Source organism: Blastocatellia bacterium (genome assembly GCA_025055075.1).
Taxonomy (GTDB): domain Bacteria; phylum Acidobacteriota; class Blastocatellia; order HR10; family HR10; genus HR10.
Genome location: JANWYV010000006.1, coordinates 24,281 through 37,519, shown reverse-complemented (window position 1 = coordinate 37,519; position 13,239 = coordinate 24,281). Strand labels below are relative to the sequence as shown.

Genomic DNA, 13,239 nt, shown 5'->3' with positions numbered 1-13,239 from the left:
GGAATTTTCTGGCTTGACAGAGCGCATACGCTGTTCTATTCCCTAGCAGGAGATCTCACGGAGGGCAAAAGGCAATGAGAATGAGATGTGGCGGACTTGGCGCACTTCTCTTGATCGTCAGCCTACTGGTCTTTCTATTGGTCCTTCCCTTTGACGGAAGGTCGGCTCCCGCCCAATCCGAATTCTGGGAGCAGACGAATGGGCCTCTGGGCGGGACGATCCTCGCACTGACGGCCAGCCCGACGGGCACGCTCTTTGCCGGAGCCTTTGGCGGAGGTGTCTTTCGCTCCGATGATCGCGGAGAGACGTGGACACGGATAGCTACTCTTGGCGCCCACGTGCTGAGCCTAGTCGTCACGCCGGCGGGCGACATCTTGGCGGGAACGGCCGGTCAAGGCATCTACCGCTCGCGCGATGGCGGAACGACGTGGACGGTTGCGAACACGGGGCTCAAGAATCTCTCCGTGCAAGCCCTCTTCGCCACCGAAGACTACATCCTCGCAGGCACCTTTGGCGGCGGCATCTTCCGCTCTACCGATGGCGGCCAAAGCTGGACGGAAGTGAACTTCGGCGTCGCGGCCCTCGATGTGCGCGCCTTCGCCCGCGATTCACGAGGCCGAATCTACGCTGGGACCAATGGAGAACTCTACCGCTCGACCGATCAAGGACGGAGCTGGCGCTACACCTATCACCTCGGGCTTCTCAACAACAACATCGCGACCCTCGTCATCACGCCTGAAGACACCATTTACGTCGGCACGCTCGGCGGCGGCGTCTTCGTCTCGACCGACGATGCCGATCACTTCCGAAGTGTCAACCAAGGCCTTGGAGACAATGAGATCCTCGCTCTGGCGCTCGCTCCCGATGGCACGCTCTTTGCCGGAACGGCTGACAAGGGCATCTTTCGCTCCACAGACGGAGGCGCGACCTGGCAGGACGTGAGCGCGGGATTGGAGAGCTTACGGGTCTTCAGGATCCTGCCCACTGAGGGAGGGGAAATCTTGGTCGGGACTTTGGGAGCTGGCATCTTTCGTTCAACAGACGGCGGGACGAGCTGGAGCGCGGCGAATCAAGGTCTCATTGCTTCGACCGCCCGCTCGATTGCCGTTCGAGCTGATGGGACGCTCGCCGTAGGAGTGAGCACGAACGGGATCTTTCTCTCTCGCGATCAAGGCCAGAGTTATCGGCGCACGCTCCCGCGCGTCGAAGCATTGGCGCTCGCCACGACGCGCGGAGGGACATTCCTCGCAGGAACGCCCGCGGGCTTTTTCCTCTCGCGCGATGGGGAGACATGGACGCTTGTGGGGTTAGCGAATCTGGCTGTTCACTCTATCCTTGTGACGCCAAGCGGTGACATCTTCGCCGGAACTCAAATCGGCCTCCTTCGCTCCACCGACGGAGGAGGGAGCTGGAGGCGTTCGGGACTTCTCGGACGTCGCGTCCTCGCCTTGGCCTCTGGCCCTGGTGGACAACTGTTCGCTGGAACGGGCAACGGCGTCTTCCGCTCGACGGATAATGGCCAGAAGTGGAGCGGATACGGACTCTCGGGAGTGGCTGGGGTTGGCGGAGAGGAGATTCGCGCGCTTGTGGCGACTTCGGATGGCATGCTCTTTGCGGCGACTAAGCGCGGGGTCTTCCGCACGCCCATACAAGACAAGCCTCAATGGCGACGCGTCGTCACGGGATTGAGCAATCTGGATGTGCGCGCGCTCGTCCTGACCGCAAACGGCCATCTCTTCGCTGGAACAGCTCAAGGCGTCTTTCGCTCTCGCGATCGGGGTGAGAGTTGGACGCCGGTCAATGCCGGCTTGACCAACACAGTGGTCCTCGCCCTCGCTCTCGACGCGCGCCAAGTGCTCTACGCCGGGACCGAAGGCGGTGGCGTCTTCCGCAGCACGCGCCCGGTCAGTCCATGAGATCCGTCAGGAGCCCGCGAGTACGCTCGGCCGCGATCAACTTGAGCCCGCGAAGTGAATAGCTGGAATCTCGCTTTGGCGATCCGCTGTGGATCTTTCATCGAGATCCACGCCACAACACCCCCGCGCAAGCGGGCAATCCGAATTCAGCCTGGAGCGCGAGCAAATCCCTACCGCGGCCAAACTCAATTTCAGATGGTCTCCGCCTGTGGCAGGGCTCGCGATGATCGTGGGGCACTCCCTCAGGACAGCTAGTCAGAATAGTGAGCTCCCTCACGGCCCAACGGCGCAACTTGACATCACCGCTCGTTTCGTTTTTGTTATTCCACAGCCCGACGGCGGGTGGATTGTAGGAGGCGCGGGGATGCTGAGGACAGCATCCCGAATCGGGGGGAAGCAAGAAGAGCCTTCGCTTTGAGGGCGAGAGGAGCTTTCAACTGAAAGAGGGGGTGCGCTATGTCGAAACGACAAATGATGAAGACAGCTTTCGCAGTGGGCATAGGGGGATTGTTGCTCCTGCCCGCTTTGGCCTATACGCAAGTCACTGGAGGGGTGTTGAATCCGAGGCTGCGACAATCGTATTTGAGTCTGTCAGCAGCAGTGGCGGCAGCGGCACCGGGAGACACGCTGCTCGTGAGCGGGACGTTGAACGGGGCGAATGCGATCTTGGATTCCGTTGCTCTCCCAGCTGGATTGAAGATCGTGGCGGCACAAGGCTTGCGGGGGACGCTGCAAGTCACCTCGACGCAATGTGGAGCGACGACACTCGGGGTCATCCTCGATGTGAGCGCTCGCCAGGGATCGCTCCTCATTCAAGGGCTCAAACTCATCGTGCCCAACGGATGCATCGGGATCGGCTCATTGGCTAACGGTAATCCTCTCACCGTGCGCAACGTGTTGATCCAACGGGCGACAGCAACGGCCAATATAAGCGGCATGTCCTTGTGGCAAGAATTCGGTGGTCCCTTCCTCATCGAGGGGAATCTCATTCCCAGCACCGGCAATACGAACAGCAACGTGGGCATCTGGATTGATGGCGACGCGACAAATCCGATTGATGCGACGGTGAGACGGAATCGCATTGGCAGCACGGGCGCGCCGACCGGCTTGGGCATCGGGATCATCGAAGTTCCATCTGGAAGCTCGGTCACTGTGGAGAGAAACGTCGTGGATGGGGGAAACGTGATTTGGAGCAGTGGGATCTCTGTCGTCAACAGCAACGGCGTGACCATTCAGCAGAATACGGTGCGCGGATTCGTGGGTCCGACAGGACCGCAGAATGCTTTTGGGATCCTCGTCACAGAATCCTCCAATATCCAAGTGCTCCGAAACGTCGTCGCGAACAATGACATCGGAGTCGTGGTGTGCGACGCCAGCGCATGTGGAGGAAGTAACGGTAGCGGAACCGCTGGTACTGTTGCGATCAACTTCAACAACCTCACGAGTACGGTCACAGGAGCGATCGGTTTATTCTTTTTCCCGGATCCTGGCGCTCCAGCTCCTCTGGATGCGAGAAATAACTGGTGGGGAGCTACCAGCGGGCCGAGTGATGATGATGGGGACACCACCGATTGTCCGGAATTTGTGGCGCCTGGATGTACGACAACGCCGACGGCTGAAGGAGGGGGGCTGCCCGTGGGGGTCAATCCGCCAATTGCAACGGATGATTGCGATATTGCGGCCGGGACTGTGACGACCTGCCCATATCGGACGTCGCCGGTGAGTCCGGCGGGAGCGTGATCGGGATTTGCGATGGTCGAGAGGAGAGGCCTTCAGTTGCGGATTTGATTAGCAATCTCGTCTGGGGCAATGCTGTTGGTGGTGTTGCTTGGCATCGCTCTGGGCTACAATGTCGCCGACAGCCCGATCCGAGGTTTGCTCGTAGGATTATGAACGGTCCACTTTCGGGAGGAGGTGAGGCGCCTCCTCCCTCCCCCGCATTGGGGCTCGCCTACGCCTCGTCCGAGGCAGAACCTCGACGTGCCCATTTGATCTCGCATGAGGGCGGGGAACAATAAAGCGCGGGATGAAACGACGACGACCGCAGACGTGCACGGCGACGCTGGAACGAGAACTGAATCGCCTCGGCTACCGGCTCATCGCCGGCGTGGATGAGGTCGGACGCGGCGCTTGGGCTGGGCCGGTGGTGGCGGCCGCTGTGATCCTCGATCTCGATCGCTTGCCCGAGGGCCTGGATGATTCCAAACGCCTCTCACCAAGCCGCCGAGAGCAACTCTTTCAAGCGATTTCGAACACGGCTCGCGCCATCGCCCTCGGGATCGTGGACGCGCGTGAGATTGACCGCACGAACATCTTGCACGCCACCAAACGCGCCATGCGGCAGGCGATCGAAGGGCTTCACCCCCGCCCCGACTTTCTGCTCATCGATGCCGTGAAGCTCGACGATGTGGGGATCCCTGGCCGAGCGCTCATCCGCGGAGACCAAATTTCAGTCTCCATCGCCGCGGCCTCGATCATCGCCAAGGTCACGCGCGATCGCCTCATGCGAGCATACGATCGGCTTTACCCCGGCTACGGCTTCGCCCAACACGTGGGCTACGGCACGCCAGCGCATCGAGACGCGCTCGCGCGACTCGGCCCGTGTCCCCTCCACCGCCTTTCTTTCCGAGGCGTCCGGCAACTTCCGCTCGACGTTCGATCCCAACCCGAAAAGACGCGTCCTCCATGATACGATGACTTCAAGCCCCTATCGAACGAACGCGGTTGCAGAGAAAAAGAGAACCACCCTGCCGGAAGCCCCGACGTGAGAGCGCCCTCCTCACCTTCTCCGATCCCTACAGGATGAACAGGAGCGAATCGGACTCACCCAAGACGGCGATCAAAACGAGCGGCAGGATGAAGATGACGATCAAAGCGGGATTAGAGAAAGCCACCCCCGGCAAGATTAGGGCTAGGAGCATCAGGGCAAGATACGGGAGCGCAAACGTCGAAAGCGCCAGAAAAGATGGCGCGACAAAAAGCGCCAACCACATCCACTTCTTCATAGCTCTCCTCCCAATGGCGTTCGCAGGCCCAACTGTCCACCTCTTCAGAGCACGAAGACGAAGACGGCCGGTGGAAGCACAAGTCCCGTAATTCCCAGTCCCAGATCGAGTCCCGTCGCCGTGACGACCCCTGCGACGATAGCGAGAAGTTGAATGAAGTTCAACCCGCCTCCGCCCAAGTTCAGCAACTGGAGGATAACGCTGATGACGCTCGGGACGAGAACCGTTGCGCTCTGCCAGAGCAGTGGCAAGCCAACCGTCAGAAAAAGCGCGTGCCGTTTTCGCATAATGCTCCTCTCCTTCTGAAGAAAATCCTCCGCACTACCTATGACAGCCCTTAGTATATTGGTGAACCCAATCTCTGTCAACGAAATTCTCGTTCGACGAGACCACGCCAACGGAAAGAAGCTCTCGAATTGGCGAGGAATATGCTCGGAATGAGCCGCCGCGATCCCTATTCAAACCCGCATCTTGTAGGCGAGCGCATGCGAGAGCGTGGTCTTGACAGAGGGAGAGAGAATTCTCTCAGGGTGGGAGAGGGGATCCATCGGGCCCCTTTCTTTCGGAGCTTTGGGGAATTCATTTCGAAGGGCCGCTTGTCTTCAAGCTCGCCTCCCCGAGACGCACACACTTGTCCATGCGGGCTCGATGCGGAAGAGCGTCAGGCCCATCTTTCAGCTCGCCCGATGCGGGAGGTGATCGCTCACGACCGCAGTGCGGAATGGGGCGATTTCGATAAGATTCACCTTCGCCTATGGCGAGATTCGAGCACCTCTGTGCCCAGGGTTATAGAGGGGGCGATTTCAATCGAGCGCACCCTCTTTGAGGGTGCCGCATTCGGTCACCTACGTCCCGGGCTCCGCGCAGAGGAATCGCCATCAGCGCTGGCCCTTTGTGGTGAAGGATCCCGACCGACACTGATCCTGGCCCACTTCAAATTCAAATAGATGATTCCCCTCACTCTCACCACTTCTGAGCCACCAGCCTCCTCGCACGCGAGCCCCAAAAAGATGAAAGGTGACGCTTCGGCTTCTCCTGCGGGGAGAAGCCATCGCGTCACCACGAATAGGCCTTCAGCGTGGCAGCCCCACAAATGCCACAAAGAAGATCCAAATGAGGAGAAGCCAAATTGGCAGAGTCATAGTCCTTCATCCTCCTTTCGCCCTTGCGATTTGTCTTCATCCACCAAGGACGCAAGACCCCACGATTTTCCGAAAGGGCCCTTCCTCTTCATTCGAAATGGGGAGCAGTAGGAGAGCTACTGCTCCCATAGCTCCTCTGGGCTTTTCCTACAGACCCATGATGAAATTCGAAATGCCGGGGGTCGGGAAAAAGCCCGAGACGAAATACCCGAAGACAGTTGTGGTCGCGAACAGAGCTGTGAACGCCGCTGGGATGTATGTAGCGAAAACCCCTGAACTCCCATACAGGATCAACGCCATGATCCCGGGCAAAACCTGTCCCAGCGCAACGGGAAAACCGAACAGATAAGTCAATGCTAAAAGCTTCCTCATAGCGTCCTCCTTATCGAAATGTTTTCAAAGCCATTCCGGCCAATTCTCCCGATCTCACGCAATAACCGGGTTGAGTGAGAAGAAGAGAAATCCCAACCCGATCAACGCCGCGATGAACTTCGTGATGACCGTCACGCCAGCCGCCTCGATCAAGAAGCCAATGGCCAGCGCGCTCGGCAGCATCACCGTGAGCGAAAAGCCCAAAACGGATGTCAAGGCCAAGACCATTGTCGCAAGCTTCTTCATAACCCTCCTCCTTTAAGGATTTCCCCTTCGCGGGAAGTTTGAAAAACTCATGCCTTCGCCGTGCCTCTTTAAGCCCCAAGGTTGACACCGAGTGCACCAATTATGCCAGTGAACCCGGCAATCCCCACAAGGGCTGTGAAGAGCGTCGTCACATTCGCCAGGATGTTTCCACCTCCGAGCACCAGCGCGATCACGAAGAGGACCTGAGGCACGACACCCACTGCGAGCGACAGAAGGGGCATGCTCAACAGCCCCATCCCTGCCATCACTTTTCTCATAACCATCCTCCTGACTGAGGTTGAGAAGCAATTCCGGGCGCATATATTATCCGGCGTCTCCCCGTTTGTCAAGAGAAAATTCGCTTACGGGTGAAAAATTTTCGAGCACGGAGGGGTGACGAGCCCGAAGAGGTCGGGCCCTGCCGAGCCGATGAGCCGAAGATCGTCCGGGGTGAGCCCTACGCGAGCCAATGAAGCCGATCGCAGGTGAGCGGCAGCGAATGCCGTCGTTCTCGAACGGACACGCCGAAAGCGCGCCTGCGAAGCGGGCGTTCGACCGCAGCCCGGAATGAGGGCGAGCGCCCTCGGGACACGCGACCTCTCCCAGATGTCTCCAAAAGCCTGCGCCCGTGGGTGCCCTCGCCGAGGGGACAAGCGGCGATAGAGGTCCTCGATCCATGCGTCGGCGACATCGTGCGTGAGGGAGCCTTGGGCGAGGCCAGATCCATAGAAGGAAACTGACGAAATCGGAGGCCAGCGGGCTACCCGGGGGCTCGTCGTGAGGCCAGCTCCATGGAAGCTACCTCGCCTCGTTGGGAATTGCTCCTGGGCGCATTTGGTCACCTGTGTGGAGAAACCGGATGCGCTCCCGGTCGCTTTCGATTACTCTCGACCGTCCTCTTCCGGCAAGAAGGGGAGGCGGCGGAAGCGCAGGAAGCCTTGGGAGCTTCCGCCGCTGACGAACCACTCGACCAATTCCGCTTGGGCCAACACCTGCGATTCGGGAGTCGCCCATTCTTCTCCGATCACGACGGGCGTGGCTTTCACTCCGACCGCGCGCAACGTATCCGCCCGTTGGCGCGCGCGACGGATGTCCTGTGCGTCCACCTTCTGCGAGATCTCCACAAGGAGCACCTCGTCCTCTTTCCACCAGAGGAGATCGGCCAAGAAGGGATCGGCTGGAGGATCTGGGGTCTGACCTTGCTGATAAAGCGGGCGAAGCCATTGACTGAGGCGACGACGGACATCGGGGTCGCTGGGCGCACCGCCCTCACCGCCGAGGAACAAGTTCGGAGCCCGCGCTATTGTTCGCCGTTCATATCGCTCGCCTTCACGTCGGCCCGCTTCGCCCTGTTGCCATCCGACCAATTGCAGCAAGACTTGCCCCATCTGCCGCTGCGCCGCCGCAAGCTCGGCCGTTTGCTCTTGCATCTGTCGTTGCGCCGCCGCCAATTCAGCCACTTGTTGCTCCGTTCGCCGTTGCGCAGCCGCTAGTTCGGCCAGTTGCTGCTCCATCTGTCGTTGCGCCGCCGCCAATTCCGCCACCCACTGCTCCGTCCGTTGCTGCGCCGCCGCCAGCTCGGCCACCTGCTGTTCCGTCCGTCGTTGCGCTTCGGCCAGCTCTCTCACCTGCTCTGCTAAGGCCTGGACCCGCTCTTCCGTTCGCCGTTGAGCCTCGGCTAATTCGTGGACAACAGTGGGAAGCTCCAGGAGTTGATCCGTCAAAAGGAGTCGCCTCAGTTCGGCTCGCCATTCGGGATGCTCTTCCAAGATCCGAACCAGGTCATGAAAGTCCTTCAAGGTAAAGGCCATCGTGTCCTCCCCTGCTGTTCAAGCCTTTTATTATACCTCGCCCCGATGATGAAGGCGATAGATGACTGTCCGAAGCCTCACCATTTGGGCATTCGCACACGTCGGGCTCGCGTAAGAGTGAGCGAGGGTGAGGCTCGTCGCTCTGCCCACAAGCCCACGTGAGGGATTGAATAGAAATGGCCACGCTGCGACTCACTCCACTACACGGGCCCGCGAAGGGGGTGTCCGCGGCTCGATTGGGGTGAGCGAAGCGAATCCTAAGGAGCTTCTGCCGCTTGCTCCGCAGGCTTCATGCCACCGGAAACTCATCGGCTCTCTGCAGGCCCTCGATGGGGACGCTTCACGAAGTGCAGCAGCTCGACCGACTCGCGGTCTTCTCCAGCGAAGAGTTGGAAGATGAGACGGCCCATTTGCGTGGCCGCCCGTTTGAGCACGCTGACGTCCTTCGTCAGACGGCTGAGCGGAAGTTGAGGATCGAGAAAAAGCGCCACGATGTTCGCCGGCGCGTCGCGACGACCGAGGGCGAGATCGAGGGCGCGATTGTAGGTTTCGTGCCGATGGAGGAAGGCGCGTTCGAGATCCCGACTGAGCGGACGGAGCAGCCGAGCGGCCAACATGCGTTCGAGGGCGCTGGGGGGCTTGGCGCGATGGGTCTTGGGGACGGTGAGCACGACCAGGAGATCCGTGCATCCGTCGAGCAGGGCGCGCTCGATGGGAATCGCGTCCACGACGCCGCCATCCACGTAGAGGCGCTCGCCGACGCGCACCGGATAGGGGTAAAGGATCGGCAAAGCGGCGCTGGCTTTGAGCGCGGCGAGCAGATCGAGCTCATGGTCATGGCTGCTGAAGAGGACTTCGCGCCCGGTTTGAACTTCGGTCGCGATGATGTGGAGCGGCGTTCGATTTTGGCGCACGCGATCGAGATCGAGCCGTTTTCGGCGGGCGATGATCTCTTGGAAGAGGAAGTCCATGTCCACGATTTTCCACAAGCGCGCGGGATTGATGAAGCGGCGATTGGCGATGTCCTGGTAGTAGATCGAGGTGCCGAAGGCAGCTTGTCCGGCCAGGAAGTACGCACCGTTGATGGCTCCCGCCGAAGCGCCGTAGACGGCGTCGAAGGCCTCGGTGAAGCCGAGTTGCTCCAAAGCGATAATAGCGCCGGCGCTGGCGACGCCGCGCATGGCGCCGCCTTGAAGGACGCACGCCGTTTTGAGAGAACGCGGAGTCCACCGTTGCGCTTCGCGCTCGAGCTTGCGCTCGAGGATGTGGTGAAGAGCGGTCTCTGGCCGAAGGCCGGCGACGCGATCTGAGAGCGCTTGGATCGTTCGCGCGATCCGCGCGCGATCAATCTCGCGCTCGTTCATCGCAACTGCTCGAGAGGGCGGCGCCCCGCAAATCCGGTATCGAGCGGATGCCAATAGGCGAGCCGGGGCTCACCGACTCGCCAACACAAGTAGACCTCTTCCCCATCAGGACGTCGGTGCGGGAAGTCCACGAGTCCGTCTTCAAGGCCCTTCACGAGGATGCCCTCGCGGTGCAGGCGCGCGACGATCTGCGACAGGGTGACGAATTCGGGCGGATACGGCCCGAGCTGATCGGGATGGAAGCCTGGGCGATAGTGCCCCGCCGAGACATCGAACCCCCGCGCCGCGAGCGTTCGCGCGAGTTCGGCCATGCGTTCGATCTCCGCGCGCCAGCGCGCCAATGCGCGCTCGGCTTCCTCGATCGAGAAATACCGCTCATGTCGCATCGTTCCCCCTCCCGGGTTTTGGCGTCGTCCTCACGGGATCCAATCGGCGATGAAGAGATTGGTCTCGCCGGGCGTCCTCGCGTTGCGATTAGAAGCGAAGACGAGCTTTCGGCCATCGGGCGAGAACATGGGGAAGCCATCGAACGCGGGACTGAAGGTGATCCGCTCCAGCCCCGTCCCATCGTCGTTGATGAGGAAGAGGTCGAAGTTGCGCCGCGTCGGATCGTGATGATTGGAGGAGAAGATGATGCGCCGGCCACTCGGATGAAAGAAGGGGGCGAAGTTCGCCGCGCCATTGTTGGTGATTTGGCGCTGCCGCGAACCGTCAGCGTCCATGACGTAGATCTCCAGGCGGATGGGACGAAGCGCGCCATCCCTGAGCATCGCCTGGAAATTGGAGAGTTCGGCCATATTGCGGGGATGATGGGCGCGATAGACGATGCGCTTGCCATCGGGCGAGAAGAAAGCACCGCCGTCGTAGCCGGGCGTGCGGGTCAAGCGCTTCACGTTGCGACCGTCGGCATCCATGACGTAAATGTCCGGATCGCCATCGCGCATCGAGGTGAAGACGATCTTCTTTCCATCTGGAGAGATCGTGGCCTCGGCGTCATAGCCGGGCGTATTCGTGAGCTGCTTGAGATCGGAGCCATCCGCGCGCGCGGAGAAGATGTCGTAGCCCTCGTAGAGCGCCCAGACGTAGCCGCGCGTGCGATCCGGTGGCGGCGGACAATCCGGACTGACGTGATGCGTCGAGGAGTAGATGATGCGATCCCCCTTCGGGAAGAAATAGGCACAGGTCGTGCGCCCTTTGCCCGTGCTCACCAGCCGAACATCGTTCGTCTGCAGGTCCAAGATGAAGATCTGGTCGCAGAGAAACGGCGGGCGCGTGGATTGGAAGATGAGCTTCTTCCCGTCGGCGGAGAAATAGGCCTCGGCGTTCTCACCGCCGAAGGTGAGTTGGCGGATGTTGGCCAGATGGCGTTCTTCGCCGGGAAAGAGCAAGCCGCGCGGTTCCGCGGCTGGCGGTTCTTGTCCCACTGAGGGACGGCCGCCGACGCTCGCGCCGATCACAGCGAGAATGAGAGCGCTCGTTCGGATCCATAGACGTCCCCTCACGGCGTGTTTCCTCCCTTAGTCGTTCGGCTCAATGGAGTGCTTCACGAGCACCCATCTCAGAAGCGATGAAGTCTATGCCGTTTCCGCGCCTATTTCAAGAGCGGGTAAGCGGCGGATTCTTCTTCCCCTAAAGGATGCGATTCGAGTTCCCGGGCAAGAGGCCGAGGGGGCGGCTCGGTTGCTTGCCCGGGGGGAGATTATGTATGATTGAGCGCAGAAGAATGGCCCCAGGGCGATCCCAAAAGCGCGGGGGGGGAAGAAGCGATGGGGCGCAAGAAGGGAGGGAACATGCCGGAGTCATCGAGTGCCAGACAGCGTCTGGCGGAGGAGATCGAAAATTTGAGTGAGGAAGAGGCGGTGGAAGTCCTCGAGTACATCTCCATCATGCGGTTGATGAAGGAAGAGGAGCGCCACCCGGAACAGTTTCAGAAGGAGTTGCTCTCCTTGCTCTCCCCTTCGGAGAAAGGGAGCGCCTCCGCTTCACGAAGCCGGAAGGGCGCATCGTGAGGGAGCGTTCCACGAAGGCTTCGCGAGCAGGAAGATGGACTCCTACCCCTCTCCTGACCGCATGAGGTTCTCCTCCGAGCTTTCGGCGGAAGGCGAATGCGCGGGCTCGTCGTCATTCTGGTGACGCTCATCGGCAGCGGGAGTTTCGAGACCATCGCCGTTCAAGAGAATCCGGAGGCAGCGAAGCGCGCGCTGATCGAGCAGCTTCGGGCTCCGGACGCGACGCGCCGCCGAGATGCCCTCTTGGCCTTGAGCGCGTTTCACGATCCGGCCTTACTTCCTCTTTTTCAGATGGCAGCTCAGGATTCGGAGGCCAGCGTGCGTGCGGCGGCGATCATGGCTCTGGGGCAGTTCAACCCAACAGAGGCCTCTATGGGGTTGAAGGAAGTGATCCCGCTGCTGCTGCAAGCCGTGAGAGATTCGCATCCGCTGGTTCGACGCGCGGCGGCTTGGACGCTCGGCCGCGTGCGCGATCCGCGAGCGACGAACGCCCTTCGAGAAGCTGCGCGAGATTCGGACGCTGCCGTGCGCGCGGCCGCTATTGAAGCGCTCGCCGAGCATCCGGATGACGTCGCACTTCCCACGCTTCTCGAGCGCTTACAGGACAAGGATGCTTTCGTGCGGCGTCAGGCCGCGCGCGCCTTGGGGCGATGGCGCGCCCAGGCGGCTACGATCCCTCTCATCACGCGGGTGACGCGCGAGAAGGACCCAGAGGTCAAACGCGCGATCGCCTGGGCGCTTGGCGAAATCGGCGATCCACAAGCAACGGAGACGCTGCGGACGCTCTCCCGTTCTCCCGATCCGTACCTGAGCGAGGCGGCTCGCGAAGCGCTCCGCAAGGTCCGCGCTCGCGAGCGCTGAGGCTCACCCTTGCTTCACGAAGACCTGCCTGCGCGTCCGCTCGCCCTGCGGCGTCATGGTCGTCGTCTCGATGATCAACGTCTTCCCATCCTCCGAGAGCGTGCGCGTTTCGGTGATCTCCAGATCTATCGTCCCCATCGGGGATTGGATCGTTTGCATGCCCTTGGTCACCAGTTTGCCCTTCTCCCACTTCGTCTTGGAACGGAATTCTCCGCCGCGCATGCCGGGATTGACGTTCTCCTTCCCGTCGGTCGTATAGACCAGCTCTTGTACCTGCTCGCCGCGCTCGCTCTTGATGATGCGCTTGATCTTGAGCACAGGCTCCTGATGCTCGATGATCAGAGTGACGTCGGGGCTGAACCCGCCGCGTCCCCCCATCCCCATGCCAGGCGGATCGCTCTTCTCCTTATCCAAGACCCAGGTCCCACTCAGGTTCGGCCTCTCCTGGGCCATCCCCGCGAGCCCGAGGACAAGCACGCTGATGGCAACGACGGCTATTCGCTTCATGCGCAT

15 protein-coding genes are annotated in these 13,239 nt (G+C 60.8%); 5 read left to right on the top strand and 10 right to left on the bottom strand.

Annotation, left to right across the window (positions count from 1 at the left end; genetic code table 11):
- Window positions 1-74: 74 nt before the first annotated feature.
- The 3 genes from NZ746_02075 (at window position 75) to NZ746_02065 (ending at window position 4,605) form a co-directional block, all read left to right on the top strand.
- Window positions 75-1,916, top strand: coding sequence for a hypothetical protein (locus NZ746_02075; GenBank protein MCS6816148.1), 1,842 nt, complete (start codon window positions 75-77; stop codon window positions 1,914-1,916).
- A gap of 456 nt (window positions 1,917-2,372) precedes the next feature.
- A complete protein-coding gene (locus NZ746_02070; protein ID MCS6816147.1) occupies window positions 2,373-3,656 on the top strand; it encodes a hypothetical protein in 1,284 nt (427 codons plus the stop codon).
- Window positions 3,657-3,942: 286 nt separating this feature from the next.
- Window positions 3,943-4,605, top strand: coding sequence for a ribonuclease HII (locus NZ746_02065; GenBank protein MCS6816146.1), 663 nt, complete (start codon window positions 3,943-3,945; stop codon window positions 4,603-4,605).
- Between the two features lie 106 nt (window positions 4,606-4,711).
- Here NZ746_02065 and NZ746_02060 read toward each other — a convergent pair whose 3' ends face one another.
- From NZ746_02060 to NZ746_02020, 9 genes are all read right to left on the bottom strand, one after another.
- Window positions 4,712-4,921, bottom strand: coding sequence for a hypothetical protein (locus tag NZ746_02060; GenBank protein ID MCS6816145.1), 210 nt, complete (start codon window positions 4,919-4,921; stop codon window positions 4,712-4,714).
- Between the two features lie 44 nt (window positions 4,922-4,965).
- A complete protein-coding gene (locus tag NZ746_02055; protein MCS6816144.1) occupies window positions 4,966-5,208 on the bottom strand; it encodes a hypothetical protein in 243 nt (80 codons plus the stop codon).
- A gap of 1,002 nt (window positions 5,209-6,210) precedes the next feature.
- On the bottom strand, window positions 6,211-6,435 hold the full coding sequence (locus tag NZ746_02050) for a hypothetical protein (protein MCS6816143.1): 225 nt from the start codon (window positions 6,433-6,435) through the stop codon (window positions 6,211-6,213).
- A 54-nt stretch (window positions 6,436-6,489) separates the two neighbouring features.
- Entirely contained in the window at window positions 6,490-6,681 is a 192-nt protein-coding gene (locus tag NZ746_02045) for a hypothetical protein (GenBank protein ID MCS6816142.1), read from the bottom strand.
- A 68-nt stretch (window positions 6,682-6,749) separates the two neighbouring features.
- Window positions 6,750-6,959 (bottom strand): hypothetical protein, encoded by a 210-nt coding sequence (locus NZ746_02040; protein ID MCS6816141.1) that lies wholly within the window; start codon window positions 6,957-6,959, stop codon window positions 6,750-6,752.
- A 603-nt stretch (window positions 6,960-7,562) separates the two neighbouring features.
- Window positions 7,563-8,492, bottom strand: coding sequence for a hypothetical protein (locus NZ746_02035; protein MCS6816140.1), 930 nt, complete (start codon window positions 8,490-8,492; stop codon window positions 7,563-7,565).
- A 305-nt stretch (window positions 8,493-8,797) separates the two neighbouring features.
- Window positions 8,798-9,856, bottom strand: a complete 1,059-nt coding sequence (locus NZ746_02030; GenBank protein MCS6816139.1) for a patatin family protein — start codon at window positions 9,854-9,856, stop codon at window positions 8,798-8,800.
- Window positions 9,853-10,242, bottom strand: coding sequence for a DUF2203 domain-containing protein (locus NZ746_02025; GenBank protein MCS6816138.1), 390 nt, complete (start codon window positions 10,240-10,242; stop codon window positions 9,853-9,855). Before NZ746_02025 ends, NZ746_02030 begins: the two co-directional genes overlap by 4 nt.
- A 30-nt stretch (window positions 10,243-10,272) precedes the next feature.
- A complete protein-coding gene (locus NZ746_02020; protein MCS6816137.1) occupies window positions 10,273-11,358 on the bottom strand; it encodes a hypothetical protein in 1,086 nt (361 codons plus the stop codon).
- 288 nt (window positions 11,359-11,646) lie between these two features.
- Here NZ746_02020 and NZ746_02015 point away from each other — a divergent pair, with 288 nt between their 5' ends.
- Both NZ746_02015 and NZ746_02010 read left to right on the top strand, forming a co-directional pair.
- Window positions 11,647-11,865, top strand: a complete 219-nt coding sequence (locus NZ746_02015; protein MCS6816136.1) for a hypothetical protein — start codon at window positions 11,647-11,649, stop codon at window positions 11,863-11,865.
- Between the two features lie 96 nt (window positions 11,866-11,961).
- On the top strand, window positions 11,962-12,726 hold the full coding sequence (locus tag NZ746_02010) for a HEAT repeat domain-containing protein (GenBank protein ID MCS6816135.1): 765 nt from the start codon (window positions 11,962-11,964) through the stop codon (window positions 12,724-12,726).
- A gap of 3 nt (window positions 12,727-12,729) precedes the next feature.
- Here NZ746_02010 and NZ746_02005 read toward each other — a convergent pair whose 3' ends face one another.
- Entirely contained in the window at window positions 12,730-13,233 is a 504-nt protein-coding gene (locus tag NZ746_02005) for a hypothetical protein (GenBank protein MCS6816134.1), read from the bottom strand.
- Window positions 13,234-13,239 lie beyond the last annotated feature (6 nt).